The 25,440-nt window shown below is 54.0% G+C and carries 25 protein-coding genes, 1 tRNA gene and 1 pseudogene; 19 read left to right on the plus strand and 8 right to left on the minus strand.

Going from position 1 to position 25,440, the window contains the following annotated elements; all coding sequences use genetic code 11:
* Positions 1 to 17: 17 nt before the first annotated feature.
* Genes K0A93_07285 through K0A93_07295 form a run of 3 tightly spaced genes read left to right on the plus strand, consistent with a single transcriptional unit; the run spans position 18 to position 3,789 of the window.
* Positions 18 to 881 carry a right-handed parallel beta-helix repeat-containing protein gene (locus K0A93_07285; protein ID MBW6511905.1) on the plus strand — a complete coding sequence of 288 codons (864 nt, stop codon included), beginning with the start codon at positions 18 to 20 and terminating at the stop codon, positions 879 to 881.
* Positions 869 to 2,587 (plus strand): single-stranded-DNA-specific exonuclease RecJ, encoded by a 1,719-nt coding sequence (gene recJ, locus K0A93_07290; GenBank protein ID MBW6511906.1) that lies wholly within the window; start codon positions 869 to 871, stop codon positions 2,585 to 2,587. The genes K0A93_07285 and recJ overlap by 13 nt, the downstream gene beginning before the upstream one ends.
* Positions 2,584 to 3,789, plus strand: a complete 1,206-nt coding sequence (locus tag K0A93_07295; protein ID MBW6511907.1) for a GGDEF domain-containing protein — start codon at positions 2,584 to 2,586, stop codon at positions 3,787 to 3,789. The genes recJ and K0A93_07295 overlap by 4 nt, the downstream gene beginning before the upstream one ends.
* A 1-nt stretch (position 3,790) precedes the next feature.
* On the opposite strand, the gene K0A93_07300 is transcribed toward K0A93_07295, so the two are convergent.
* From K0A93_07300 to K0A93_07310, 3 genes are read right to left on the minus strand one after another with little or no spacing between them, the layout of a single operon-like run.
* Complete coding sequence (locus tag K0A93_07300; GenBank protein ID MBW6511908.1) at positions 3,791 to 4,102, minus strand: hypothetical protein; 312 nt, start codon at positions 4,100 to 4,102, stop codon at positions 3,791 to 3,793.
* Between the two features lie 27 nt (positions 4,103 to 4,129).
* Positions 4,130 to 4,942: a formate/nitrite transporter family protein gene (locus K0A93_07305; protein ID MBW6511909.1), complete on the minus strand. Its 813-nt coding sequence runs from the start codon at positions 4,940 to 4,942 to the stop codon at positions 4,130 to 4,132.
* A 1-nt stretch (position 4,943) separates the two neighbouring features.
* Positions 4,944 to 6,131: a pyridoxal phosphate-dependent aminotransferase gene (locus K0A93_07310; protein MBW6511910.1), complete on the minus strand. Its 1,188-nt coding sequence runs from the start codon at positions 6,129 to 6,131 to the stop codon at positions 4,944 to 4,946.
* A gap of 184 nt (positions 6,132 to 6,315) precedes the next feature.
* Here K0A93_07310 and K0A93_07315 point away from each other — a divergent pair.
* From K0A93_07315 to K0A93_07325, 3 genes and pseudogenes are all read left to right on the plus strand, one after another.
* Positions 6,316 to 6,693, plus strand: a pseudogene (locus tag K0A93_07315) (nitrous oxide-stimulated promoter family protein).
* A gap of 122 nt (positions 6,694 to 6,815) precedes the next feature.
* Positions 6,816 to 7,610, plus strand: a complete 795-nt coding sequence (locus tag K0A93_07320) for a 4Fe-4S binding protein (GenBank protein MBW6511911.1) — start codon at positions 6,816 to 6,818, stop codon at positions 7,608 to 7,610.
* Between the two features lie 168 nt (positions 7,611 to 7,778).
* Positions 7,779 to 8,048, plus strand: a complete 270-nt coding sequence (locus K0A93_07325; protein MBW6511912.1) for an antitoxin — start codon at positions 7,779 to 7,781, stop codon at positions 8,046 to 8,048.
* Between the two features lie 60 nt (positions 8,049 to 8,108).
* Here K0A93_07325 and K0A93_07330 read toward each other — a convergent pair whose 3' ends face one another.
* Complete coding sequence (locus K0A93_07330) at positions 8,109 to 9,395, minus strand: O-acetylhomoserine aminocarboxypropyltransferase/cysteine synthase (protein MBW6511913.1); 1,287 nt, start codon at positions 9,393 to 9,395, stop codon at positions 8,109 to 8,111.
* Between the two features lie 291 nt (positions 9,396 to 9,686).
* Between K0A93_07330 and K0A93_07335 the strand changes: the two genes are divergently transcribed.
* The 11 genes from K0A93_07335 to K0A93_07385 all read left to right on the plus strand — a co-directional run bounded on the left by K0A93_07335 (position 9,687) and on the right by K0A93_07385 (position 18,454).
* Positions 9,687 to 9,773 (plus strand) — tRNA-Leu (locus K0A93_07335).
* Between the two features lie 123 nt (positions 9,774 to 9,896).
* Entirely contained in the window at positions 9,897 to 10,886 is a 990-nt protein-coding gene (locus K0A93_07340; protein ID MBW6511914.1) for a transposase, read from the plus strand.
* A gap of 402 nt (positions 10,887 to 11,288) precedes the next feature.
* Positions 11,289 to 11,966 (plus strand): class I SAM-dependent methyltransferase, encoded by a 678-nt coding sequence (locus tag K0A93_07345; protein MBW6511915.1) that lies wholly within the window; start codon positions 11,289 to 11,291, stop codon positions 11,964 to 11,966.
* A gap of 75 nt (positions 11,967 to 12,041) precedes the next feature.
* Positions 12,042 to 12,404 (plus strand): sel1 repeat family protein, encoded by a 363-nt coding sequence (locus K0A93_07350; GenBank protein MBW6511916.1) that lies wholly within the window; start codon positions 12,042 to 12,044, stop codon positions 12,402 to 12,404.
* Between the two features lie 151 nt (positions 12,405 to 12,555).
* Complete coding sequence (locus K0A93_07355) at positions 12,556 to 13,002, plus strand: YaiI/YqxD family protein (protein ID MBW6511917.1); 447 nt, start codon at positions 12,556 to 12,558, stop codon at positions 13,000 to 13,002.
* A gap of 77 nt (positions 13,003 to 13,079) precedes the next feature.
* Positions 13,080 to 13,823 (plus strand): TlyA family RNA methyltransferase, encoded by a 744-nt coding sequence (locus K0A93_07360; GenBank protein ID MBW6511918.1) that lies wholly within the window; start codon positions 13,080 to 13,082, stop codon positions 13,821 to 13,823.
* Positions 13,820 to 14,596: a hypothetical protein gene (locus K0A93_07365; protein ID MBW6511919.1), complete on the plus strand. Its 777-nt coding sequence runs from the start codon at positions 13,820 to 13,822 to the stop codon at positions 14,594 to 14,596. Before K0A93_07360 ends, K0A93_07365 begins: the two co-directional genes overlap by 4 nt.
* Before the next feature lie 3 nt (positions 14,597 to 14,599).
* Entirely contained in the window at positions 14,600 to 15,580 is a 981-nt protein-coding gene (locus K0A93_07370) for a U32 family peptidase (protein ID MBW6511920.1), read from the plus strand.
* Positions 15,580 to 15,927 (plus strand): histidine triad nucleotide-binding protein, encoded by a 348-nt coding sequence (locus K0A93_07375; protein ID MBW6511921.1) that lies wholly within the window; start codon positions 15,580 to 15,582, stop codon positions 15,925 to 15,927. Before K0A93_07370 ends, K0A93_07375 begins: the two co-directional genes overlap by 1 nt.
* 15 nt (positions 15,928 to 15,942) lie before the next feature.
* Complete coding sequence (locus tag K0A93_07380; protein MBW6511922.1) at positions 15,943 to 17,412, plus strand: HD domain-containing protein; 1,470 nt, start codon at positions 15,943 to 15,945, stop codon at positions 17,410 to 17,412.
* Positions 17,390 to 18,454, plus strand: coding sequence for a polysaccharide deacetylase family protein (locus K0A93_07385; protein ID MBW6511923.1), 1,065 nt, complete (start codon positions 17,390 to 17,392; stop codon positions 18,452 to 18,454). The genes K0A93_07380 and K0A93_07385 overlap by 23 nt, the downstream gene beginning before the upstream one ends.
* Here K0A93_07385 and K0A93_07390 read toward each other — a convergent pair.
* Complete coding sequence (locus K0A93_07390; protein MBW6511924.1) at positions 18,408 to 19,403, minus strand: glucosaminidase domain-containing protein; 996 nt, start codon at positions 19,401 to 19,403, stop codon at positions 18,408 to 18,410. The two genes, K0A93_07385 and K0A93_07390, sit on opposite strands and share 47 nt — an antisense overlap.
* A gap of 100 nt (positions 19,404 to 19,503) precedes the next feature.
* Between K0A93_07390 and K0A93_07395 the strand changes: the two genes are divergently transcribed.
* Both K0A93_07395 and K0A93_07400 read left to right on the plus strand, forming a co-directional pair.
* Positions 19,504 to 19,923, plus strand: coding sequence for a secondary thiamine-phosphate synthase enzyme YjbQ (locus K0A93_07395; GenBank protein MBW6511925.1), 420 nt, complete (start codon positions 19,504 to 19,506; stop codon positions 19,921 to 19,923).
* A gap of 5 nt (positions 19,924 to 19,928) precedes the next feature.
* Positions 19,929 to 21,011 carry a TIGR04283 family arsenosugar biosynthesis glycosyltransferase gene (locus tag K0A93_07400; GenBank protein ID MBW6511926.1) on the plus strand — a complete coding sequence of 361 codons (1,083 nt, stop codon included), beginning with the start codon at positions 19,929 to 19,931 and terminating at the stop codon, positions 21,009 to 21,011.
* 183 nt (positions 21,012 to 21,194) lie between these two features.
* Here the strand turns inward: K0A93_07400 and K0A93_07405 are convergent, their stop codons facing one another.
* From K0A93_07405 to K0A93_07415, 3 genes are all read right to left on the minus strand, one after another.
* Positions 21,195 to 22,583 carry a YchF/TatD family DNA exonuclease gene (locus K0A93_07405; GenBank protein MBW6511927.1) on the minus strand — a complete coding sequence of 463 codons (1,389 nt, stop codon included), beginning with the start codon at positions 22,581 to 22,583 and terminating at the stop codon, positions 21,195 to 21,197.
* Between the two features lie 93 nt (positions 22,584 to 22,676).
* Entirely contained in the window at positions 22,677 to 24,206 is a 1,530-nt protein-coding gene (metG, locus tag K0A93_07410) for a methionine--tRNA ligase (GenBank protein MBW6511928.1), read from the minus strand.
* The gene (locus tag K0A93_07415; protein MBW6511929.1) at positions 24,206 to 25,420 is read right to left on the minus strand and encodes a stage 0 sporulation family protein; all 1,215 of its coding nucleotides are present in this window, start codon (positions 25,418 to 25,420) and stop codon (positions 24,206 to 24,208) included. Before K0A93_07415 ends, metG begins: the two co-directional genes overlap by 1 nt.
* Between the last annotated feature and the right edge of the window lie 20 nt (positions 25,421 to 25,440).

Here is a 25,440-nt window from a genome sequence, read left to right on the forward strand (position 1 = left end):
CGTCTGAATTTACTCCAATGCGTAAATTTTTTTATCGGCATCTTTTAGTTATCCTGTCTCTGCTGGTTGTGCCCATCCTCACCTCCTGTCTTTTGGCGCGCAACATTTCGGGTGACATCGATGGTCAGCACATTTGGCGGGGGACCGTCTATGTTGATGGTGATGTCGAGCTTTCAGCCGGGTCATCACTGCGTATCCTGCCGGGTACAGAAGTTGTTTTTCTCCCCCCCCGAGCGGGACAGCGCTCTGCACATCCTTTTTTTCATGGCAGTGAGCTGATCGTGCGCGGACGTTTGATCGCTGAAGGCACGGCAAGTGAGCCAATTGTATTTCGCTCCATTGAAAGCAATGCACCCCCCGGTGCCTGGGGGAGCGTGAACCTTACGGAGAGTCCTTACGCCAGTTTTCGCTTCTGCCGTTTTAAGCAGGCTGACAGTGCCATTCACAGTCAGCAGTCGCGCGAGGTTTATATCCGCGAGTCGGTATTCGAAGATAATCTGGTTGCAATTCGTTTTCACTCGACGCCGATCATCATTGAAAACAACCTTATTCAACACAATGGAGCGGGGATTCGCTTCCATTTCGATGCTCCGGTTATCAACCGGAATCTGATTGTCGATAATGAAAAAGGGATCTTTATTACCGCGCATCCGCGTGAATACCTGATAAGAAACAATCACTTTGCACGAAACAATACACACGTGGTCCTTGGTGAAGAAGTTCCCGAGGATGTTGACCTGACCCTCAATTACTGGGATTCACCAGATCTCCCTGCCGCGCTATTCTTTGACAAAAATCGCAGTTCATATCTGGGCACTGTGCAGCTGCTGCCGCTGCTGCCACAGGCCGATCCCTCAACCGGGCCTTCATGGAACAGATAATTGCCAGACGCTGGGTGTTGCGCTCCACTGAACCGGATGTCGAGTGTGTTGTTGCGTTGGGAACAGCGCTCAATGTCATGCCTTTGACCGCCCGGGTCCTCGCTTTACGTGGCATCGTGCAGCCTGATGCCGGACAAAATTTTCTCACTGCCCGTCTTGCTGATCTTCCTGACCCTTATTTGCTCACCGATATGGATGTTGCGGTTTCCCGGTTATCCTCAGCGCTGGAGCGCGGCGAGAAGATAACTGTTCACGGGGATTACGACGTCGATGGCATCACCGCTACGGCACTGTTGGTCGAAAACCTCCGCGCGTGCGGTGCAGATTGCGATTATTTTATCCCGCTGCGTCTTGAGGACGGTTATGGCCTGTCGGCAGCTGCTATCCGCAGAATGGCGACGGCGGGTGTTGCTTTGCTGATTTCGGTTGATTGCGGGATCAGTGCTGTTTCTGAGGCCCATCTCGCTGCCGAACTGGGCCTTGATCTGATCATTACCGATCATCATCAACCCCCGAAAACGCTCCCCCAGGCATGGGCAATCATTGACCCGCACCGTACTGATGACCTGTTCCCGGCCAAGGAGCTTGCCGGGGTCGGGGTCGCGTTCATGTTGTTAGTGGCGTTGCGGCAGCGGCTGCGTGAGCAGGGCTGGTTTGGGTCGTGTCCGGAACCCGACCTGCGCCATAGCCTTGATCTGGTTGCCCTGGGCACGATTGCGGATGTTGCGCCATTGACGGGACTGAATCGTACCTTGATTAAACCGGGGCTGTCCCTATTGGAACACAGCCGTCGGCCAGGAATTACAGCACTAAAATCGGTTGCCGGGGTTAACGTTGTTACCCCCGGAACGGTCGGTTTCCAGCTGGCTCCGCGTCTCAATGCAGCGGGCCGTCTGGAAGATGCTGCATTAGGGGTGGAGTTGCTGTTAAGCGACGATCCGGTGCGTGCCAAGGATTATGCAGAGCAGTTGGATGCGTGTAATCAGGAACGACGCGAAATTGAGCGGCAAACCTGCGAAGAAGCGATTGAACTGGCTGCAAAGTGTGATGAATCGCACCGCTCACTGGTCCTCGCACGAGCAGAGTGGCATCCCGGTGTGATCGGGATTGTGGCCAGTCGCCTGGTTGAACGTTACCACCGTCCGACCATCCTGGTGGCGCTTGAGGGTGATCAGGGGAAAGGCTCGGCGCGTTCAATCCCCGGCTTCAATCTTTACCGCGCTCTTGGCGCATGTGCCGAATATCTGAGTGCATTCGGCGGTCACGCATATGCTGCGGGAATAGCGATTACCCGTGAAAATCTGGCGGCATTTGCGGATGCTTTTGAAGCCGTAGCGAGGGCAGATGTGGATGAGGACGACTATGTGCCAAAGTTGTTCCACGATGGCGAAATTACCTTCGAAGAGATATCCCTGCCACTCATTCACGAGCTGGCGACATTGGCTCCCTATGGTGTTGGCAACCCGGAACCGCTTTTTGTTGCTCGCGCGGTCAATCTGCAACAGATACAGGTGGTCAAAGAGAAACATTTAAAATTCACGGTGCGGCAGGGGGGGTACAGTTTTTCTGCAATCGCCTTTGGTCTGGCGGAAGGATTTGTCGCCGGTGCCGGTGCGCTGGACATCCTTTTTACCCCGTATATCAACCGGTGGCGTGATCGTGTCGAGATTCAGCTCAGAGTGAAAGCGTTGCAGGTGGTTACGTGAGTTTCCAGCCAAGCGCTATCGTTCCGCTTTTATTTCCGGGCGGACTGCTCTTCGGTATGATCATTTGGGTGTTGCACAACTCGCCTCTGGCGCTGATGATAGAGCCGTTTATCGACGTTCTGTTCCTGGTGATCGTTGCCGCCGCCTTTTTTTTCGGCTGGCGCTTCAATCGCTGTCGTCTGCTCTATGCACTGGCGCTGCTGGTGTTGACAGACCGTCTCCTTGGCTGGAACGACGCCGCCCATGAATTCATTCGTCTTGTCGCCGGAATCGCTTTGCCGCTGAATCTGGCGGTTATCGGCTGGTTCGGAGAACGGGGAATGTTGACCGGACGCGGGATCCGTCGTTGGTTATTCTTTGCTCTCCAGGTCGCACTTTTGGGCTGGTTGTATCATCGTTTTTCGAATATCACGATTGATTTGCTGGAGCGCAAGTTTATTCCCTGGCCGGTTGTTGACCTTTGCCCTCTGCCGCACAGTGTTCAAAGCGCATTTTTCCTTGCCTTTGTTTTGCTCCTGTTCCGCTATGGTCGTTATCCCAAAGTCTTTGAAGGGTGTTTTATCTGGGCGACAATTGCCGCTTTGTTCGCCATTGGGCAATCTTTTGTCGCTGCACCAGCGACTCCATATATTGTATGTTCCTTACTGATTCTCCTCGTCGGCGTGGTCGAATCATCCTACTCGCAGGCGTTTCAAGACGAGTTGACCGGACTCCCGGGGCGGCGCTCACTGAACGAAGCATTATTGAAACTCGGCAGTCGTTATGCGATTGCAATGGTTGATATTGACCATTTTAAAAAGTTCAACGATACCTATGGCCACGATGTCGGCGATCAGGTGTTACGGAGGGTGGCTGAGTCGCTGCGTGTGGTTCGCGGGGGAGGGCGGGCATTTCGCTACGGTGGTGAAGAGTTTGCGATCATCTTTCGCGGCAGGGAGATGCCGGAGACCTTGCCGCACCTGGAAGCGTTACGCGTGGAGCTCGCCGCAAGTGTTTTCATTCTGCGCGGGGCAGACCGTCCGCAGAAAAAGCCTGAAAAACCTCGTCCAGCCGCGGGCAAGGAGCAGCAACTGAGGATCACCGTCAGCATCGGGGTGGCGCAACGCGGTGGTGAGCACAGCTCCCCTGAAGAGGTGATCAAGACCGCTGATGAGGCCTTGTATCGAGCCAAATCAGGTGGGCGTAATCAGGTGGCCGACTGATTCAGCGTAACCAGAAAAACGCGCCCAGAATAATAATCACCACAAGTGGCATCAACCACAGCGCCTTTATGCTCTTTTTTTGTGACGGTGTCTCTTCCAGTCGTCCGACGACGGGAAAGCGTTCAATCAATGAGCGGACATGGGGGGCCCCTTTGAGTTCTTCGGTCAAATCAGCCCCCGCCTGATGCGTGTCAAGGTGTTTGCCATCAACCCAGCGCGCACTAGCACTCACGTCGTAGATCACCTGCGCGACGGCAACGTATGCCTTGCGTCCTTCCCGACCATCATAGTGAGCCAAATCTGTCATGTTCATTGTCTGTTGTCCTTTTCGTGAGGTGAATTATCGCGTTGTTCGCTGGTTGCGCAAGTGGATAAACCAGTAGGCACAGGAGACGAAGACGACCCCGCCGACGATGTTGCCGAGAGTTACCGGCAGCAGGTTGCCGAAAAAAAAGTTGTTCCAGGTGAGCTCCGGGGCGATTACCCCGCTATGCTTTTTCAGGAACAGACCGGTGGGGATAAGGTACATATTCGCCACCGAATGTTCAAAGCCACTGGCCACAAAGGCCATGATCGGCACATAACAGGCGAGAATTTTGCCACCGATGTCTCGGGCTGCCACGGCCATAAAAATCGCCAGGCAGACCAGCCAGTTGCAGAGGATGCCGCGGATCAGTGCAACGTCAAAGCTGAGTTGGCATTTAGCGCTGGCGATTGATACCGCATGATCTGTAATTGTTCCCGAACGCCAGAGATCTGAGCGATACATCAGCCAGGCAAAAAAGAGGGAACCAACAAAATTACCGAGCAGAACGACGCCCCAGTTTTTGCCCATCTTGCCCAAACTTAACTGGTGATCAAGGACCGTTTTGGTAAGCAGGCTGTTGCCGGTAAAAAGTTCCGCGCCGCAAATAACCACCAGCATCAGACCAAGCGAAAAAACACTGCCGCCGAGCAGTCGGGCAATACCGTAGCCGACAAACGAAGCCGCGTCCTGGGTAACGACGGTGGTGAGCTGTGCACCGAAAGCGATATAGAAACCAGCCAGCAGGCTGAGCACAATTGTTCGCGCTAACGGTTGACTGTTGACGCGTAAACCGTTCGCAACGATCTGTTCCGTGGTCTCGGCGGGGCTGAGGAACCGCTTCTCCATCTTAAAATCCAAGCTCGTGCGCAAGTTTCTCCCAGGCGGACAGGCTGCGTTCAATCATCTTCATCTCGCTACAATAAGCAATGCGGAAGAAACCGGGGGCACCGAACCCGGTTCCTGGTACCAGCAGAATATTAGCCTGCTGGGCCATGGTCACAAATTCAATATCATCGGCAAGGGGGGACTTCGGAAAGAGATAAAATCCACCCCCCGGTTTGACCATTTCAAAGCCGAGTTCCGTCAAACGGTTATACAGTAAATCGCGTTTGGCGCGATATTCGTCGATATCAACGCTGGCACGCTGAAGTTTGGTGACCAGTCGCTGGGCCAGTGCCGGGGCATTGACGAAGCCGAGAGTGCGATTGCAGAAAATCGCACCCTCGATAAATTCACCGACATCGGTCATCTTCGGATTCGCTGCCAGATAGCCGATCCGCTCACCGGGAAGAGCCAGGTCTTTCGAGTGGGAGGTGACCACCACCGCATTGTCGATACAGGTGAAGATGCTCGGGACACGTTGTCCATCGTAGGCAATGCGTGCGTACGGTTCGTCAGAGATGACAGTAATTGATCCACCGAATTCAGCTTCTTTGGCGCGCAACAGCTTGCCAAGCGCGCGCAGGCTGTCGGCAGGATAGATCACTCCGGTCGGGTTGTTCGGAGTATTGACGATAATGGCTCGGGTCTTCATCGTAATTGCAGCGTCGATGGCCGCCAGATCGAGCTGAAAGGTATTCCGGTCGGTCCAGACCTCGACCGGCACCCCGCCGTGATTATCAATATAAAACTTGTACTCGACAAAAAACGGCGTAAGAATAATGACTTCTTCACCGGGGTTAAGGAGGGTTTTCAGCACGACATTGAGCGCGCCACCGGCACCACAGGTCATGACAATATGTTGTGCGTTCACCGCCAGGCCGGACTGCTCGGCAAGCACCTCGGCCACCGCCGCGCGGGTTTCTTCGTAACCGGCATTGCTCATATAGCGATGCATACCGGGGATCGGTTTGCGGGCCAGTTCCAGCAGCATCTCATGGAACTCGGCGGGGGGTTCGACGGAAGGATTGCCGATAGTGAAATCGAAGACGTTTTCCGCGCCGTATTGAGCGCGAAGGCGGTCACCTTCTTCAAACATTTTTCTGATCCATGAGGAACGTTCAATCGACGCTTTGATTTTGGTGGCTATCGGCATGCATATTCTCCGTTAAGTGATGTAGGGCGCAGTTTAAACGTCGCAATCAGGATGGTCAAGAGAAACGGTCGTCAGGAGTGAACATCCCCTTCAGTGACAGTCAGGTTGCAGCTGGCGGCGCCGAAATTTCTTTGAATTTGATGCTCATCAAGGTTTAAATGCCAGAAAATGTTATCTTCAGACCATGACAACTTGCCACGACAAAAATGGCGCGCCATTAACCGCCAGGGAGAGCAAGGATCTCGGTATCCTGGTTCAGTTTACCTCAGTCTACTGTCGAGCCCGACACGGTGACATCAGCCGCAGAGATTTCGCGGAACGTGAACGGTTCGGGATCAGGGGGGGGACCTTTCCAGTGTGTCAGGAATGTACTGATTTTCTCGCCTATGCCTGTGACCGGCGGATGCGCTGTCCACTCGACCCCAAACCGACGTGTAAAGAGTGTACGCTGCATTGCTAGCGTCCCGGACACCGGGAGAGGGTGCGCGAAATCATGCGCTTTTCCGGTATGTATCTGATCAAACGCGGGCGTCTGGATCTGCTCTGGCACTATTTTTTCTAAATCATTGCGAGACTTGACGCTGGTCAAACTAACTTACCCGGTAACGCGTTAAAGTAAACTTAACAATCGCGCAAATGAAACAATAAACTAAAATTCTGACAACGATATTCAAGGAGCAACTCATGATCAGAGAAGTGGTAACAATCGACGAAGAAAAATGTGACGGCTGCGGTCTCTGTGTGCCCTCCTGTGCCGAAGGTGCCATCAAGATCATCAATGGCAAAGCCAAATTAGTCGCCGACAACCTCTGTGACGGTCTCGGTGCGTGTCTCGGTCATTGCCCTCAAAATGCGATTACCGTCGAGCGGCGGGAAGCCGACGAATTCGACGAGGTCGCGGTTGAAGAGCATCTCAAAGCTGAGGTTAAACCGGCTCCGGCGCACAATCATGCCCATGCTCCGCAAGCTCCTCATGGTGGTGGCTGCCCCTCGGCCCAGGTTCAGAGTCTGCCGAAAGCGTCTCCGGCGGCGGCCGGCGGGTGCCCCGGCTCGCGGCTGATGAATTTTGCCAAGCCTTCCTCGAACGGTGCGGAGAGCAGTGGCCAGCGTCCCTCCGAACTGCGCCAGTGGCCGGTGCAGCTGCACCTGGTGCCACCGACCGCACCCTTTTTGCAGGGCGCCGATGTGCTGCTCACCGCCGATTGCGTGCCCTTTGCCTACGCCGATTTTCACAAGGATCTGCTCAAGGACAGGGCGTTGCTGATCGCCTGCCCGAAGCTTGACAACACCGCCCCCTACGTTGACAAGCTGACCGCGATGATTCTGCACAGCAACATCAACAGTCTGACCGTTGTGCACATGGAAGTTCCCTGTTGCACCGGTTTGATTCACATCGCCCGTCAGGCGGTCGTCGCCAGTGGCAAAGAGGTCGAACTGAACACCATCCGGATCGGCATTCAGGGTGAAATCAAGAACTGACCGTTACGTGCTCAAGATAGAAAAAGAGCCCGGTTGCAAGATATGCAGACGGGCCCTTTTTCTGTCTGATCTCGCAACAGTCGCTGACAGGCGCCTGATCGTTTGACAGCAGACTGCGGCAGGCGTATTTTACATTCTGTATCCGCTGTTCGTTGGAGATCATAAGTTATGCTGTCACAGTATGTGAAGATTTATCAGGCGACGCTCGCCAAGTGGGGTGAGGAAGCCCAGTACGATCAGGCGATCGAGGAGTGCGCCGAGCTGATTGTCGGGATCAAACATCTAAAAAGGAAACGCATCAGCGAAGAGGTCGTCATTGACGAGCTGGCCGATGTCGCACTGATGGTCGGTCAGTTGACCTGGATGCTCGGTGCGGATAAAGTTGAGCGGGCGATTGAACGCAAGCTGGAAAAGTTGCACTCCCTGTTGAAAGAGTAGCTATGACGTAAAAAAGCCCCGCATCCGGATGCGGGGCTTTTTTACTTTTTTCAGCAATATTCAGCTCGCCGCCGTCAGCGCCTGATCAAGATCAGCAAGAATATCTTCGATATCCTCGATGCCGACCGATACCCGCACGAAGTCGGGGCTGACCCCGGCGGACAACTGCTCCGCTTCACTCAACTGCGAATGGGTGGTGGTAGCCGGGTGGATGACGAGGGTTTTGGCGTCACCGATGTTGGCCAGGTGACTGCAAAGCTTGACACTGTCGATAAACTTCGCACCCGCTGTTGCGCCCCCTTTAATGCCGAAACCGAGAATCGCTCCCGGACCTTTGGGGAGATATTTTTGCGCCCGTTTAAAATCGGGATGATTGGGGAGCCCGGGATAGTTGACCCACGATACTTGCGGATGGTTATTCAGAAACTCGGCGACTTTCTGGGCGTTTTCACAATGACGCGGCATCCGCACATGCAGCGTCTCCAGCCCCTGCACGATCTGGAAAGAGTTGAACGGCGAGATACACGGTCCCATGTCACGCAGCAGGGTCAAACGCATTTTGAGGATGTAGGCAAGATTGCCGAGGGCTTCGTGATAGACCAGCCCGTGATAGCTCGGGTCAGGGGTGGTGTACTCAGGGAACCGTCCGCTCGACCAGTCGAAAGTACCCCCGTCAACGACGGCACCACCGATGCTGGTGCCGTGGCCGCCGATAAATTTGGTCAGGGAATAACAGACAATATCCGCGCCATGCTCCAGCGGTTTGAAAAGCACCGGGGTGGCGACAGTGTTATCGACGATAAAAGGGAGTTTGTGCGCGTGGGCAATCTTGGCGATGGCCTCAAAATCATCAATATTGTTCTTGGGGTTGCCGATCGTTTCGGTGAACACCGCCTTGGTCTGAGCGTCGATCGCTGCGGCTATATTCGCCGGGTCCGAGCTGTCGATAAAATGGACGTCGATTCCCATCCGCTTGAAGGTGTGGTGAAACAGATTGTAGGTGCCGCCGTAGAGTGAATTGGTCGAAACGATATTATCCCCGGCGCGGGCAATGTTGAGGATCGCCAGGGTAATTGCCGCTGACCCGGAGGCGAGCGCCAGCGCGCCGACACCGCCATCGAGTTCTGCCAGGCGTTTTTCAAGAACATCAGTGGTCGGGTTCATTAATCGGGTGTAGATATTCCCCATTTCCTTGAGGGCAAAGAGGTTGGCGGCATGCTCCGAAGAGTTGAAGACATAAGAAGATGTCTGATAAATCGGTAGCGCACGTGAACCGGTAGTTGGATCGGGGATTTGTCCGGCGTGCAAAGCTTTGGTGCCAAGACCCTTAAACGGTGTTTCACTCATAAGAATACTCCTTTGGCTGTGGTGTTTGAATACATTAAGCGCACTAAAATTATCAAGAAATGTTTAATATTAAAAATCATATAACACAAGTACCGTCAAGAATAATCAAAGTTTATACCATATTTTTACTGATAAATCTACCGGTCATTGCTGTTGTCCATTATAATCGAAAATCGCTTGCGAAACACCCCTGCAAATAGCGTGGCGACAAAAAGATGTTTACGCTTTGGTTATCGGACACGTTTTTTTGTTGCAAAGGGCAGGTGCTTTTGTTATAAAAACGACGCTTTCGCCGAAGTGGTGGAATTGGTAGACACGCTAGGTTCAGGGTCTAGTGCTCGTTTGGGCGTGGGAGTTCGAGTCTCCCCTTCGGCACCAAATAAAAAAGGTCTGAAATCTTTTGATTTCAGACCTTTTTTATTTGGTGCCCGCGCTTATTTATGGGGACGCTGCTTGCTATTTTTCTATTGACAAATTTTCTCGAACTGATACAGTCCATCCATGCCACGATTAGCCAGACTTGACATTGCCGGGCTTCTCCAACACGTAATCGTGCGGGGAATTGAGCGTCGCGATATTTTTGTTGACGATATCGACCGGCAGAATTTTGTGGATCGCGTCACCACTCTGCTCCCAGAAACCGGCGTTCATTGTTACGCCTGGGCGATTTTATCTAACCATTTTCACATGTTATTAATCCCGACCGCGACACCGTTGGCATCTTTCATGCGCCGCTTGCTGACCGGATACGCGGTGTCGTTCAATCGCCGCCACAAACGCTGCGGACACCTGTTTCAGAACCGCTATAAGTCCATCGTCTGCGAAGAGGAGCCTTATCTGCTGGAACTGATCAGATACATTCACCTCAATCCACTGCGGGCAGGGATGGTGGCGAGTCTTGATGAGCTGGATCATTACCGTTGGTCCGGCCACGCGGTCCTGATGGGTAACCGTAGTCTCTCCGGGCAGGAAACCAACTCGATTTTGGAACGCTTCGGCAATACGCTCGACACCGCACAACAAAACTATCGTCAATTTGTTGCGGATGGGATCAAGAAAGGTCAGCGTGATGATCTGGTCGGTGGGGGATTGAGGCGAAGTCAGGGCGAGAGTAAGGATAACGCATACGAAAGTTTTGATGAAAGGATACTGGGAGGCGGCGATTTCGTGGACGAGCTGAAACAGCATGTCGAACTGCAGACAAAGATGCAAGGCGTCGTCACCTTGCCCCGTTTGCTGGAAGTCGTTTCGGGGATGTGGGACCTCGATCCAGAGGCCGTGAGAAGGCCGAGCAAAATCAGAGCCCTGGCGGCAGCGCGGGGAATCATCTGTCATCTGGCGATATTTGAATTAGGTTATCGGGGAAACGAAGTCGGTAGGTTTCTGCACCTTGGCTCCTCGGGTGTTAGTCTTGCGGCAAAGCGGGGGGAGAAGATATTGAGGGTTGAGACAGCCATGTTGAGGCAGGTAATGGCTGAAATAGAAAAATAGAAAGCAGCGTCCCTCTTTGTCCCTCTTTGTCCCCTCTTTGTCCTCTTTGTCACCTGGAATTTCTCCCCCCAAGACCTTGTTGCGTCGATAACTACGAAATCGAACGCGCTACCAGCGCACGGCATCTATACCACCATTGCCACTGTCGATAAAGGCGAGCAATCGTTCATCGACGTTAGCGCTGTCCAAGGGCAGAGCTACTACTATCGCTTGCGGGCTGTGGCGGATGATCTGTATTCCGACTTTATCACTGCCATGAGCGGCAAATGGGCGGGGCAGTAAGACATAAGCGCCGCGTTTCACATTTCACAGAATGCAGATATTGATTTAACGCACATAACCCGGCGAAACGCTGCCGACACAAACGCAAAGGACAAAGTTGTACCAATGTGTGATCGAATGATGCCGACCTCTCTAAGCTGCCCACTATGCGTCCACGCTGAAACCGTTTTGTATTGTCAGGATAAAAAACGTTCCTACTGGCAATGTGTCCGTTGCTCCCTGGTCTTTGTCCCGCCTGAGTACCGTCTATTTCCTGCCGCTGAAAAGGCCCACTATGACCTGCACAACAACGATCCAGCCGATATGAGGTATCGACGTTTTCTGTCACGGTTGTTCGAGCCGCTGTGCGAGCGGGTTTCAGTGCCGGCCCGGGGGCTGGATTTCGGCAGTGGTCCGGGACCCACCTTGTCACTGATGTTCGCCGAGACGGGGTATGACATGGCAATCTATGATCCCTATTATGCGCCGGACGGCGCTGCGTTGCTCAACCGCTACGATTTCATCACTGCCAGCGAGGTTGTCGAACATCTTTATCAACCGGGCGTGGTACTGGCAAAACTTTATGCACTGCTGTTTCCGGGAGGCTGGCTGGGGCTGATGACCAAACTGGTTTCAACTGCTGAGGCATTTGCTGGGTGGCACTATAAGCAGGATCCTACACACGTTTGTTATTTTTCCCCTGCGACATTCAGGTGGTGGGCGGAGCAGATTGGTTGTGATGTTGAATTTGTGGGGCAGGATGTGGTTCTGCTGCACAAACCGCAGCCACTTATGCAGCGTTATTCTTCGGGCGCGTAAACCACTCGTAATATATAGCATTATGATCATATCTGTGTTACACTGAGCGAAAATAGTCGATTTAAAAGGAGAAAAATGATGTCAGAAACAAGGAATGCAGAACTTTCTGAAGCAACAAAGTCAGAAATCAAGGAACAAAAAGAGGCCATAATTAAAGCTTCAACGTTATACGACAAGGCCCATAATGGCCCGTCCGGTATTCAATTTGAGGTCGGTGTCAAATTTTATAATATAAAAAGCGAGAAGCTGGCTTTCGATTTTTTTAAGAAAGCCGCCAAAAGGGGCAATGCCAAATCGATGAATCGGTTGGGAGAAATGTATTTTCACGGGAAAGGCTGCATCAGATCTTTGTCAAGGGCCAAGTTATGGTGGGAACGCAGTGCTGAACTTGGCAACCAGAAAGCCCAGAATAATCTGAAATCGATGCCAATAGAGTGAATTTTACCTGAAGCCATTTTGGTGTTCGTTTAATGTTCTATCAATTCAACGGGTTGGCAGTTTTCTGCTGACCTTTTTTACTGTTTCGGATGTACACGCAGCAACTTTAAAAGAATATGTTCGATTTAATTTACCTCGACAAGGTTCAGCGATGAAAGTATGGGTTGACGCGGACGCATGCCCGGCGGTGATCAAGGAAATATTATTCAAGGCCGCCAACCGTGTTCGCGTGCAGTTGACGCTGGTTGCGAATCATTTTATGAGGATTCCCGCTTCACCACAGATCGATTTTTTGCTGGTCGCCGCCGGGTGCGATGTGGCCGACAACGAAATCGTTGCCCGCCTCAGTCGGGGTGATCTGGTGGTCACCAGTGATATTCCACTGGCCGCCGAAGTGATAGAAACGGGGGGGATTGCCCTGAGTCCGCGTGGTGAGCTCTATTCCCCTGACGATATTCGTTCCATCCTGATCATGCGTGATTTTATGGACAACCTTCGGGGGAGCGGGATTGACACCGGAGGACCACCGCCGTTAAACAAATCTGACCGCCAGAATTTTGCCAACCAGCTGGACAGGATTTTAACCAGATATACCTGAATACAGGATATTGCTCCTGATGATCGGCTGTGCTACCGTGCGATGCAATACTGAAGCCGCCGCCAGGGAATGCTGATTTGACCAAAGAACGTCTTGATAAAATACTCGTTGATCGTGGCTTGACCCCCTCGCGGGAGCGTGCCCGGGCGTTAATTCTGGCCGGGCAAGTGGTGGTTGATGATCACCGGATCGACAAGGCCGGAACCAGGGTGTCACCGCTGGCTGACATTCGTCTCAAAGGTGCGGATATCCCCTTTGTCTCACGGGGGGGACTGAAGCTGGAGAAGGGGCTCGATGCCTTTGCGGTGGCGGTTCAGGGACGGGTCGCCATTGATGTCGGGGCATCGACCGGGGGGTTTACCGATTGCCTGTTGCAACATGGTGCGGCCAGGGTTTTTGCCGTGGATGTCGGCTACGGGCAGCTGGCCTGGAAGCTCCGCGAAGATTCACGGGTAGTGAATCTGGAACGTACCAATATCCGTGACCTGAGCAGATCTCAATTGGCCGAACCGCCTTCACTGGCGGTCATCGACGCCTCGTTTATTTCCCTCAAACTGGTTCTGCCGCCAACGCTTAAGCTACTGACGCCTGACGCTGAAATCATTGCCCTGATCAAACCTCAATTTGAGGTCGGCAAAGGGAAGGTCGGCAAGGGCGGGGTGGTGCGTGATCCGGAACAGCACCGTGAGACAGTGGCGGCGATTGAAGCTGTTGCAGTTGAACTCGGTTGCCGAGTCGATAATGTCATCGCAAGCCCGTTGCTCGGGCCGAAGGGCAATCGTGAATTTCTGATCCATCTGTTTAAAAAGGCGACGCCATGAATCATGCCTGGTTTGTCGGTGCCGGTCCGGGGGACCCTGACCTGCTGACCCGCAGGGGGGAGCGGTTGTTACGCGAATGTGACACGGTCTTTGCTGCCGAACCGTTCGCGGTGACGTTTGCGGAACTGGTGGCTGGCAAAGAGATACTGAGTCCTTTTGCCTATTATTTTGATGAGCTGATCGGTGTGGTTGAAGAGCGGCTGGTCACCGGATCGGTGGTTTTTCTGATCCCTGGCGACTTGACTTTTTATGCGCCGTTTCAGGCCCTGATCGAACGTCTCGGTGAGCGCGCCGTGGTGGTGCCGGGGGTCGGGATTGCCAATGCCGCTTCAGCGCTGCTGCGCAAGACCCTCGATCTGCCCGGCATTTGTAATCGTGTCATCGTCACTTCGCCACGGACCCTTGGTGATCATCACCAGGCACCGTCGCTGTCTGAGCTGGCGGCACCGGGAGTCACCCTGCTGATCTACATGAACAATCGCCCGTTGTCCGCACTGACCGCTGAGTTGAGGGCCGGTTATGGTCAAAACGTCCCGATTGCCATTCTGCACCGGGTGGGATTGCCCGGTGAGGCGGTGATCAGCGGGACGCTCGATGATATTGTCCCGTTGGTTGGTGACCGTGAGACCGTTCTGTTTAATCTGGGAGAACCGACCGGTCGACCGGCATTGACGCTGGTGATCGTTGGTGAAACACTGGCCGCGCGCCCCGACGGTGCCTGGTGGGATTATCGCCGTGAACATATCTGGCGACAGCGTGAGGGGGAGCAGTAACCGATGCGGATCATCGCGCCGATCGATAACGCTGCCGAGGTTGTACCGCTGCTTGCTGCCGGTGCCGACGAACTCTATGGCGGCTATGTGCCGCGCGCCTGGCAGGAACGTTATCGCTTGCTCGCCTCCCTCAATCAACGTACGTTTGCCGGTGCGCAAATCGAGAGCGAGGCGGAATTAGCGGAGATAATCGCGGCCTTGCATGAGCAGGGGAAAACCTTCTCCCTGACCCTTAATGCCCCTTTTTACGATGACCGGCAGTTGCCGCTGGTGCTTGATTACGTCGAGCGGATGGCAGAGCTGGGTGTTGACGGGATTATCCTCGCCGATCTGGTGTTGCTTGCCCAGCTCCGGCAACGCTTTCCCGTCTTTGAGTACCACGCCAGCACATTGGCCCATCTGACCAACTCGGCGGCCGTGCGTTTTTATGTGCAACAGGGGATCACGCGAGCCGTCTTGCCGCGTCATCTGACTATTGCCGAGATGGAGGCGATAGCAACCGGTCTGCCGGAAATCCACTTTGACGCTTTTATGCTGGTCGGAAAATGTGCCAATACCGAAGGACTTTGTTCGTTCCATCATAGCAGCCCCGATAAAATCTGGCCGTGCGAAATACCCTATGTCATCGAAGCGTGTCATCCACCCGCCAGCGCAAATCTCAACCAGGCGATGGAACGCCAGGCGCTCTGGTCGCGCAGCAATCGCCGTCACGGTTGTGGACTTTGTGCGCTCCCCGCACTGTCGCGGATCGGTGTACACGGGGTTAAGCTGGTTGGGCGTGGTGCAGCGACGCGTGTTAAAATCCGCAATGTAAAGCTGGTGAAAGAGTTTATCGCGCTGAGTGCGAAAGAAACCGACCCAAAGGTTTTCCAGCGCCGTGCACGCGATGCTCATTCTGTATCTTTCGGGTCGCCATGTTGCAGAAATGTATGTTATTATCCCGAATTCCTGGAGGAGCAGCAGGCCGACCAAGGGGGTGACTGATGGCTACGAACTGTCTTTTTTGCAAAATAAATTCCGGCGAAATTCCGGGGAATTTTATTTACGAGGATGAGGATCTGATCGCTTTTGCAGATATTAATCCTCAGGCACCGCATCACTATCTGCTGGTGCCACGTCGACACATTCCAACCACCCTTGATCTGACTGCTGACGACGCAGCGTTGATCGGTCGGATCTATCTGGCGGCCGGGAAGATCGCTCGACAGCTTGGCTTTGCTCAAGCAGGATTTCGGGTGGTGAACAATTGTAACGAGGCCGCCGGACAAACTGTCTGGCATATCCATTTTCATCTGCTCGCCGGGCGCAACCTGACCTGGCCGCCGGGCTGAAGCCCCCCGGGATATATGAAGTCGACTGACACAGACATACACAAACGCCAGCAACAGCGGCTGATGAACGAGATCATGGAGCTGCTGGTGACGCACTTCGGTGCCGGGTTGAGCGAAGATGAACTGGATCGTTCGATTGAACGGTTGCAGAAGTCGTTCGCTCTGGCGCAGGCCTCGCACGACACGCAAATGCGCAAATCGGGAGAACCTTATATTTTTCACCCGCTGCGGGTTGCCCATTTTGCGGCGCGCCACTGGATGGATTTTCCGTCGATTATTGCTGCGATTTTGCATGATGTTGTCGAGGATACTCCGGTAACACTGGCGCATGTCAGCGAAGAGTTCGGGAAAGAAGTGGCGTTTCTGGTTAACGGCCTGACCAAGGTGACGGATGATAATCTCAGTCGCGATGCCCTGAAGGCGGAGACGTACCGCAAAACGGTGCTGTCAGCGGTCGATGATGTCCGTGTCCTGTGTCTCAAATTCTGGGATCGAATTGATAATTTACAAACGATCGGTGTCCTTAAACCGGAAAAACAATCATTGATTGCGGAGGAAACCCGTACTGTCTATGTTCCGCTGGCGCGTCATCTCGGCATGGGGTATGTTGCCTCCGAGCTTGAGGCTTTGTCGTTGCAGGTGGTATATCCGCGTCTCGCGGCAACCTATCACGCGCTGATTGAAGAGCTGCGTCATGAGTTTACGCCTAAGTTGCGAAAAATTCGTTCCAAGATCCAGAACTCTTTTGAGCAGCATAAGCTCAATGCAACCTTGCGTGACCGCTGGCGCTCATTTTCGACCGATGCTGCCAAGCAGAGAAAGCGCGGAGTCACTTCGCTGTATACGCTGGAAATTCAGGTTGATCGCACGATGGATGCCTATGTGGCGCTCGGTTTACTGCACGGTATATATTATCCGATCCCCGGTAAATTACGCGATCATCTCAGTGTCATGTCGCAGTTCGGTTATCAGGCCCTGAAAACGACGGTTCAGGCGCGAACCACGCGAATTCGCGTCGAAATCACCACCCGCAAGCTGGCGCGTTTCAATGCGGCAGGGGTTTTGGCGCCAGGTTTTGAATTCCGCAAAGATAATTTCCGTGAACTGATGCATTCACTCTCCGACGGCGAATCGGCCTTCGATTCCGAACGCTTGCGACTGGCATCGAGTACGATTCAGGTCTATACGCCGATCGGTCAGATCGTGACCTTGCCGGAGGGGAGCAGCGTTCTCGATTTTGCTTTCCAGATTCACGAAGCGCTTGGCCTGCACGCACAACGCGCGCGGGTCAATGGTCAAACCCGCCAGCTGCGATCGCGCCTGATGGATGGTGATCAGGTCGGGATTGAACGCGCCGATAAGCCGGTAGTGCTGCCGAAATGGCTCGAATGGACGGTCACTCCGAAAGCACGTAACGCTATCCGGCGTTACCTGCGGACCCGGGTCAAGGAGAGCGATAAAAATGAGGAACAATCCACCGTTTAAATTGTGGTTGACCATGCTGCTCTTGTTACTGTTCGTCGCGCCGGTGTCGGCGGGCGTTAACGTCTTTGTTTATCACCGTTTTGATGATGTCCGTTATCCTTCCACAAATATTTCTGGCGACATATTCTCCCAACAACTTGAATGGCTGCGTACTGAAAACTATCAAGTGCTGACTTTGGGTGCGGTTGTTGATCGCCTGCGTTCCGGACAGAGCCTCCCAAAGAGATGCGCGGTGTTGACGATTGACGACGCGTTCAGCTCGTTTTACACGGCAGGCCTGCCGCTGTTGAAACAATTCGGTTTCCCGGCGACGCTGTTTGTCAACATCGACGGGATTGGCGGTGCCAGTTACATGAGCTGGGCGCAATTAGCTGAGGTTGCCGCGACCGGGATTGAAATCGGCAATCATTCGGCTACGCACGATTATCTGGTTGAAAAACGTTCAGGTGAGGACGAGGCGCAACGATTGACGCGGATTCGCGCTGATTTGAGTCGCGCCCAACAGACGCTGCGCAAAAATCTTGGTATTGAACCGAAAGTATTTTCCTATCCCTATGGCGAGTACGACTTGCAGCTGCAACAGTTGGTCGCCGAGCTTGGTTTCTCTGCGGCTGTTGCACAACAGTCCGGGGTGGTGAATGCGGCAACGGACCGCTACGCTCTGCCGCGTTTTCCGATGGGCGGCCAGTATGCGACATTACGTGGTTTTCGCGATAAGTTGGCGATGGAGGCGCTTCAGGTCGAGGTGTCGTCCCCGGTAAATCCGCTTGCCCCTGAAAATCCCCCGACACTGCGGCTTAAGATCACTGATCCGGAGGTTGATCTGGGGAGGTTGAATTGTTATATCGATGGGAGTCCCCGCTGTGCAATGACGTGGGAAGGGGATGTCGGCGCTGACACCTGGTTAACGATTTCAGCCGCCACCCCTTTATCCGGTCGTCGCGGAAAATTTACGCTGACGGCACCGAACCGCCGCACCGGACGGTGGCACTGGTTCAGTCAGTTATGGATTTTTCCGGTGGTTGCTGAGGGCGACCGCTGAATTTGGCGGCGGAAAAAAGACCATAGGTGGGAGGTTGCACCGCTGCTTCCGGTCGGCGTAGATAAACATCGGTCAGCCGCATCAAATTGTTGCTGCGGATAAGTCGACGGAGTTCTTCCACATACGCCTGCCGCCGGGTTGAATAAAACTCCAGATGTTGTGCCAGATCAAGCCCCCGTAACGGTTGACCGGACGATCTCAACTCAGCACGTTTGTTACGTAGCTCTCGATAAGCCCAGTGCGTATTGATGTTGTGCAGGTATGAGCGAATTGACGCGAGCAGATTTTTAAAGCGCTTGATTTCGTAGGTTTCACCCTCCGGGCGGTCGTGTGGTGTGATTCCCGTCCCTGGTTTGAAGGTCCACTCACCAAAGAGATTATTGGCCAGTCGGGCGAAACGCGAGGTTCCCCATCCCGACTCGTTTGCAGCCTGGGCCAGCACCAGTGACGCCGGTACCTGATCCACCCTGCGCAGCAATTTTTCCATCGTTTGCGGGTCGGTTAGCGGGTCTTTTTTGATTCCGTAATCGCGGGCCAATTGTTGTACCCAGAGGACATCGCGCGCTTTGATTTCATTATGACGCGAGGCGTTGGGTGCTTTCAGTTCGATCAGGCGTTTCCGATCAGCGAGAATTTCGTTATTGGCCATCAGCACCATCGGTAACAGGGACAGAAAGAAAATACGTTTTTTGTCTGTAACGTGTGGAACCTTCTCCATATCGTCCGGCAGGTTGGTCAGGATGAAACGTGGTACACCCCGGTTGAGGGTATCCCAGTCGTAGTTTTTTTCTTGCAGGTAATCGTCCAGTTCGAGATGATTGTCATATTCGATCTGTGGCAATGGCTGGTCGTGGTCTTTAAGTTCGGCACGACAATTACAGGGAGTAGCGATCAGCAATAACCCTGACCACAACAGTACAAAAAATAGCAGACTGGTTTTTAAACTCATTTAAGTCCTTTTGGGGCCTTTTTTACGTGCGCTGTTCAGCCTGTTTTAAGTCGTCGTAAAATAGCTGAATCGAGATACGACCGCAAGCCGGAGTTTATCGATGAAATCATTTCGTAAAGAACTTTGGTTCAACATACCGCAGCGTCGCGGTTTTCTTAATATTACCACAGAGATCGCCAAATGTTTGCACGACAGCGGCATTCACGAGGGGCTGTGTCTGGTCAATGCCATGCATATTACCGCCTCGGTCTTCATTAACGATGACGAAAACGGTCTGCATGCTGATTTTGAACGCTGGCTCGAAGAGCTGGCTCCGCATCAGCCATTATCGCGCTATCAACATAATCTGACCGGCGAGGATAATGGTGACGCTCATCTTAAACGCACCGTTATGGGGCGCGAGGTTGTGGTCGCGGTAACCGCCGGCAAGCTCGATTTCGGACCGTGGGAGCAGATTTTTTACGGTGAGTTCGATGGTCAACGGCGCAAACGGGTGCTGGTCAAGATCATCGGAGAGTAGCCGCCATGGTACCACCCCCTGTCCTTTCTGTCATCGTCCCCCTGCTCAATGATGTTGCTGAGTTGCCAGGCTTCTTTGCCTCTCTGGCGGGGCAACGTGGAAGCTCCCTTGAACTGCTGATCTGTGATGGTGGTTCGACCGACGCCGGACGGGAGCGTGTACTCGAACTCGGTGCCACGCTGCCGTTCCCCTGCCGGTTGCTCGCCTGTGAGCGGGGCAGGGCGCGGCAACTGAATGCCGGGGCGCGTGCCGCGCAGGCAGCAACCCTGCTGTTTTTGCATGTCGACTCTCGTTTTGCGGACGAAAATGCGTTGTACCGGGCGGAGCTTGCCCTCAACGAAGCGATTGCTGCTGCCAAAACTGAACGTATTGCCGGGCACTTCCCGCTGCTGTTCAGACGCCGCACCGCTGCACCTTCCTTGCCCTACAGCTATTATGCCTGCAAGGCGCGGCTTGATCGTCGCGGGTGCACCCACGGTGATCAGGGGCTGATGTTGCGAGCAAGTTTTTTCACAGAGCTGGGTGCGTTTGACGAAACGCTGCCGGTGCTCGAAGATACACGCCTGGCGGATAAAATTCGCGGGGTGGGACAGTGGATGTTGTTTGATGCTGAAATTTCTACCTCGGCACGACGTTTCGAGACGGAAGGGCTGTATGAGCGGCAGACACTGAACGCCCTGATCATGAACTTTGCAGCGATTGGCTGGAACGATTTTTTCATTGCTGCCGCCGATATTTATCGTTGTCAGGATCAAACCGAACGCTTGCGGCTGCTTCCGGTCATTGGATTGATTGGTGAGCTGACCGCCCGGATGAGCTGGCGAAGGCGCTGGTCGCTCTGGTACCGTACCGGGGGGTACGTGCGACAGCAGGCGTGGCAGATCGCGCTGTATGCCGATCTCCGGAGTAATTTTCGACGGCACATATCCTTTGCTCAATATCAGTTGAACTGGCTTGAACGCTGGGATCGTTACGGGGATCGCTTAACGGATCACGTGCCGGGACGATGTGCCGCAATGCTCTTAACCTGCGTCTGGTTTCACTGGCTATACCGGCGTCGCCTGCAAATGGAAAAAGACGAGTCGTGATATAGCGGAGAGCGGAGAGCGGAGAGCGGAGAGCGGAGAGCGGAGAGCGGAGAGCGGAGAGCGGAGAGCGGAGAGCGGAGAGCGGGGAGCGGGGAGCTGGGAGCGGAGAGCGGAGAGCGGAGAGCGGAGAGCAGTGGCGGCTTATACCGTGGCCACTATTGCGGATCCGACCGCGCGCAATTTTTATCCGAGTTCGTTATACTCGCGGGCGCGAAACTCCACCCCTATCTCGTCTGCCGCGGCACGACATGCCGTCATATCGAGGCCGGGCAGGGCTACCGCGGTTGCAACCACCTCGGGGATATGCGCCTTCGCCAGAGTCAGAAACTCCCTAACCGCGACGTAACCCTGTTCACCGAAACGCGAACGGCACCAGTGCTGATACGTCGCGGCATCGGCAGCGTTGAGAGACACCGAAACAGTGTCGATCAGCCCGTGCAATTCCGGCAGAATATTGCGCTGATGAACCAGGTTCGCCTGGCCGTCAGTGTTGACCCGCACTTTACACCCTTGCTCCTTGAGCCAGGCGGCAATTTTCTTGACCAGATCAATCCGCAACAGTGGTTCACCGTAGCCGCAGAAAACTACTTCGCGAAAACGGGACGGATCGCCGATGGCGGCGCGTACCTCGGCAACCGACGGCTCACGCTCCAGCTTGAGCTGATGCCCCTTAACAGTCCAATCCTTGAATTTGGCGCAAAAAGCACAGCTGTTGGTGCATCGATTGGTGATGTTCAGATAAAGGGAATCGCGGATGGCGTAAGCTATCCGCGCCGATTGATCGATGTCACCAATACCAAACAGGCGATAGGCGTTAAGGCTGGTGATGCGGCTGATGTCGGCGAGCGACAGCCCTTTGATCTCAGCCAGTTTTTCCGCAGTGTAACGTAGGTAGGCGGGTTCATTGCGTTTACCGCGAAATTTTTGCGGTGACAGATAGGGGCAGTCGGTTTCGATCAACAGATGATCCGTGGAAATCGACCGCGCCACGGCGCGCAGTGCGTCGTTATTCGGATAGGTGATGGTTGCGGGGAAAGAGATGTAAAACCCGATCTCAATGCAGGCGTGAGCCATGGCGATGTCACCAGAGAAACAGTGCAGTACACCGCCGACCGCTGCCGCGTCTTCTTCGCGCAACATGGTCAACACATCGTCGTGCGCGTCACGATCATGAACAATGAGCGGAAGATTGACCTCTTTGGCCAGCGCGATCTGGTGACGAAAACAGTTGCGCTGAATGGCGCGCGGTGCGCGGTCACGATAATAATCCAGCCCTATCTCGCCGACCGCGACAACCTTGTCAGATGATACGATCAACTGTTGCAATGCGGCGCGAGTTTCTGCGTTGGCCGTTGCTGCATCGTGGGGGTGAATGCCAACTGCGGCATAGATGTGCGGGGTGCTCCTTGCCAATTCCACAGCAGCCTGTGAACTCTTCAAGTCGCAGCCGACGGTAAGGATGTGCGTGACCCCGGCAGCGGTGGCGCGCGTGATCACGGCCGCGCGGTCCGCGTCGTAGCCAGCTCCATCAAGGTGTGCATGGGTGTCTGTCAATTGAACAGGTCGATTCATCGTTAGCGTTCCATAGCGGGGTTAAACAGGGGACGCTGAAACGTCCCCTGTGGTCGGTTCACATGCAAGCTGCTGTCACCTGCGAAGTGACGGCTACTCGTGCTCAATACGCGGAAAAAGCGGCTCAGCTTTGGCAATTCTGGTGCCTGGCTGCAACCCACCCCAGTGATCATTCCCGTCAAGCGTAACATCGTTTCCGTCACACCCCAGGGTGGTGAGGATTGAGGCGGCACTCCCCGGCATGAACGGTGCGATCAGCATCGCGATCAGGCGTACCCCTTCGAGAAGGTTATACATCACTGTCCCCAGTCGTGTGCGTTGTGATGCATCTTTCGCCAGCGTCCAGGGGGCGGATTCATCGATATATTTGTTCGCTGCGCTGACCAGTTCCCAAATCGTCTGCAACGTTTTGTTGAAGGCCATCTCGGTCATTTGCTGGTCGATTAAAGTAATTGCCGCCGGAAATTTTTCCTGCAAGAGGCGGTCAATCTCTGCAAGTTCGCCTGGCGCCGGCAATTCCCCGTCAAAGTATTTGTTGAGCATGGCGGTCGTACGGCTGAGCAGATTTCCCAGATCGTTGGCCAGGTCAGAATTAATGCGATGTATCAGCGCCGCATGAGAGAAGTCGCCGTCGAGACCGAACGGAACCTCACGCAGCAGGAAGTAGCGGATCGCATCGACCCCGTATTTGTCGACCAGCATATGTGGCTCGACAACGTTACGCAGGCTCTTGCTCATCTTTTGACCTTCGACCGTCCACCAACCGTGAGCAAAGATTTTTTTCGGCAATGGAATCCCTGCGGCGAGCAGGAAGGTCGGCCAGTAAACCGCGTGGAAGCGCAGAATATCCTTGCCGATAACATGTGCGTCGACGGGCCAGAATGTACCGTAATGACCTTCCTGGTCAGGATAGCCGAGAGCGGTAATGTAGTTGCTCAGCGCATCGAACCAGACGTAGATGACGTGTTTTTCATCCCCCGGAACCGGAATCCCCCAGGAGAAAGAGGTGCGGGAGATAGACAGGTCACGTAAACCTTCTTTGATAAAACTAAGGATTTCGTTGCGGCGGGAACGCGGTTGAATGAAATCCGGATTCTCCTCGATGTGCTTGAGTAACTGGTCCTGATATTTGCTCATCCGAAAGAAATAAGACTCTTCCTTGAGTTTGTCCGTCGGCCGACCGCAATCAGGACAACTGCCATCCATCAATTGTTTTTCAGTCCAGAAGGTTTCACAGGGAGTGCAGTACCAGTCTTCGTATTCGCCGAGATAAATATCGCCCTTGCCCTGAATGAGCTTAAACAGGTGATGAACCCCTTTTTTGTGTCGTTCCTGAGAGGTGCGAATAAAGTCGTCGTGAGTGATATTGAGCTTTTCCCACAGCGACTGGTAGCGTTTCATCACCCGGTCGGCCAATTCGAGAGGCGTCTCACCCTGAGCGTGGGCGGCTTTTTCGACTTTCTGGCCATGCTCGTCGGTGCCGGTGAGAAAAAATACTTTGTAACCGCGAGCACGTTTGTAACGGGCAATTGCGTCGCAGGCCAAAGTGGTATAGGCGTGGCCAATGTGAGGGACGTCATTCACATAATAGATCGGGGTGGTGACGTAAAAATGCTTGTCCATTATTTATCTCCAGAATCCGGTTTGTCGCTCCGCCCGCGGCGACGCCCGCGGCGACGAATACGTTTTTTCCTGTCTGTCTGCCCCTGTGATTCACCGGCTTTTGCGGCGGGCGGGGTGTTGTTTGGGGGAGGTTGCTGGCGTTTTATCTCTTGTTCCTTGGTCCCTCCCTCGGCGCTGCTTGAGCGACGGCTGCGACGATTACGGCTGCGATTGCGCCGTTGTGGTTTATCACCGTCCGTGTCGCCGTTAAGCGGGTCCTTTTGATGGCGAGGTTCATCACCTTCGAGCGTCTGATTGCTTTCTGCGGAGGGGGGGACGGAAGTTGTCCCCGCTGGTGATTCAGTGTGCTTCTGATGTCGTGGACAGGTGTGAGCGGACTCTTTGCCGGAGCGGTGTTTGTCCGCACAGGGAGGGGCATTTCCGGCAGAGAACTGCTCTGCGCTAACCTCGACACGGGTACCATCAGCGAGCAAGAGGGTAATTGTGCGTTGCAGGATATGGGTGTCGCACACGATGGCATCCTGCCCATCCCAGACAAACTTGCGACCGCTCTTTGGCAGCCCCTTTTTGAGATCACAATAGGTTTCGTACTCGTAGCTGAGACAGCAGAGAAGACGCCCACACTGGCCGGAAATCTTGCCCGGATTAAGCGCCAACCCTTGCTCTTTCGCCATCTTGACAGAGACCGGGGTAAATTCAGTCAGGAAGGAACAGCAACACAACTCTCGCCCACATACACCAAGTCCACCAATCATCTTCGCTTCATCGCGTACGCCGATCTGGCGCATTTCAATGCGGGTGTGAAAATGGTGGGCAAGATCCTTGACCAGTTCGCGAAAGTCGATGCGGCCATCAGCAGTGAAATAAAAGATGATTTTTGATCCATCGAACAGATATTCGGCGCGCACCAGTTTCATGTCCAGGTTACGTTCCTGAATGCGTTTATGGGTGTAGCGCTGAGCTTCTTCTTCGCGAGCCGTATTTCCGGAAGCCATCGTCAGATCATCCGCAGTCGCGGGGCGCAGGACGGCTTTCAAGTTTTCTGGCGCTTCTTCATCGGCGATTTCGCGAGGGGGAACAACAACCGTGGCGAGGGCGCGACCGCGATCAGTTTCAACGATGATTTTATCCCCGCGACCAAAGCGAAAATTTTGCGCATTAAAATCATATTGTCGTCCCGCGTCGCGGAACTTGACAGTAACCAGGCGTATCATGGCAATCCTTTGTTGATCGT

The sequence above is a fragment of the Desulfuromonadaceae bacterium genome (assembly GCA_019429445.1).
GTDB lineage: Bacteria > Desulfobacterota > Desulfuromonadia > Desulfuromonadales > JAHYIW01 > JAHYIW01.

Bases quoted from the DNA above. Each gene is read 5' to 3' on its own strand.
- K0A93_07285 (MBW6511905.1), top strand. From the start codon at position 18: ATGCGTAAATTTTTTTATCGGCATCTTTTAGTTATCCTGTCTCTGCTG.
- recJ (MBW6511906.1), top strand. From the start codon at position 869: ATGGAACAGATAATTGCCAGACGCTGGGTGTTGCGCTCCACTGAACCG.
- K0A93_07300 (MBW6511908.1), bottom strand. From the start codon at position 4,102: ATGAACATGACAGATTTGGCTCACTATGATGGTCGGGAAGGACGCAAG.
- K0A93_07305 (MBW6511909.1), bottom strand. From the start codon at position 4,942: ATGGAGAAGCGGTTCCTCAGCCCCGCCGAGACCACGGAACAGATCGTT.
- K0A93_07310 (MBW6511910.1), bottom strand. From the start codon at position 6,131: ATGCCGATAGCCACCAAAATCAAAGCGTCGATTGAACGTTCCTCATGG.
- K0A93_07320 (MBW6511911.1), top strand. From the start codon at position 6,816: ATGATCAGAGAAGTGGTAACAATCGACGAAGAAAAATGTGACGGCTGC.
- K0A93_07325 (MBW6511912.1), top strand. From the start codon at position 7,779: ATGCTGTCACAGTATGTGAAGATTTATCAGGCGACGCTCGCCAAGTGG.
- K0A93_07330 (MBW6511913.1), bottom strand. From the start codon at position 9,395: ATGAGTGAAACACCGTTTAAGGGTCTTGGCACCAAAGCTTTGCACGCC.
- K0A93_07340 (MBW6511914.1), top strand. From the start codon at position 9,897: ATGCCACGATTAGCCAGACTTGACATTGCCGGGCTTCTCCAACACGTA.
- K0A93_07345 (MBW6511915.1), top strand. From the start codon at position 11,289: ATGCCGACCTCTCTAAGCTGCCCACTATGCGTCCACGCTGAAACCGTT.
- K0A93_07350 (MBW6511916.1), top strand. From the start codon at position 12,042: ATGATGTCAGAAACAAGGAATGCAGAACTTTCTGAAGCAACAAAGTCA.
- K0A93_07355 (MBW6511917.1), top strand. From the start codon at position 12,556: ATGAAAGTATGGGTTGACGCGGACGCATGCCCGGCGGTGATCAAGGAA.
- K0A93_07365 (MBW6511919.1), top strand. From the start codon at position 13,820: ATGAATCATGCCTGGTTTGTCGGTGCCGGTCCGGGGGACCCTGACCTG.
- K0A93_07370 (MBW6511920.1), top strand. From the start codon at position 14,600: ATGCGGATCATCGCGCCGATCGATAACGCTGCCGAGGTTGTACCGCTG.
- K0A93_07375 (MBW6511921.1), top strand. From the start codon at position 15,580: ATGGCTACGAACTGTCTTTTTTGCAAAATAAATTCCGGCGAAATTCCG.
- K0A93_07380 (MBW6511922.1), top strand. From the start codon at position 15,943: ATGAAGTCGACTGACACAGACATACACAAACGCCAGCAACAGCGGCTG.
- K0A93_07385 (MBW6511923.1), top strand. From the start codon at position 17,390: ATGAGGAACAATCCACCGTTTAAATTGTGGTTGACCATGCTGCTCTTG.
- K0A93_07390 (MBW6511924.1), bottom strand. From the start codon at position 19,403: ATGAGTTTAAAAACCAGTCTGCTATTTTTTGTACTGTTGTGGTCAGGG.
- K0A93_07395 (MBW6511925.1), top strand. From the start codon at position 19,504: ATGAAATCATTTCGTAAAGAACTTTGGTTCAACATACCGCAGCGTCGC.
- K0A93_07400 (MBW6511926.1), top strand. From the start codon at position 19,929: ATGGTACCACCCCCTGTCCTTTCTGTCATCGTCCCCCTGCTCAATGAT.
- K0A93_07405 (MBW6511927.1), bottom strand. From the start codon at position 22,583: ATGAATCGACCTGTTCAATTGACAGACACCCATGCACACCTTGATGGA.
- metG (MBW6511928.1), bottom strand. From the start codon at position 24,206: ATGGACAAGCATTTTTACGTCACCACCCCGATCTATTATGTGAATGAC.
- K0A93_07415 (MBW6511929.1), bottom strand. From the start codon at position 25,420: ATGATACGCCTGGTTACTGTCAAGTTCCGCGACGCGGGACGACAATAT.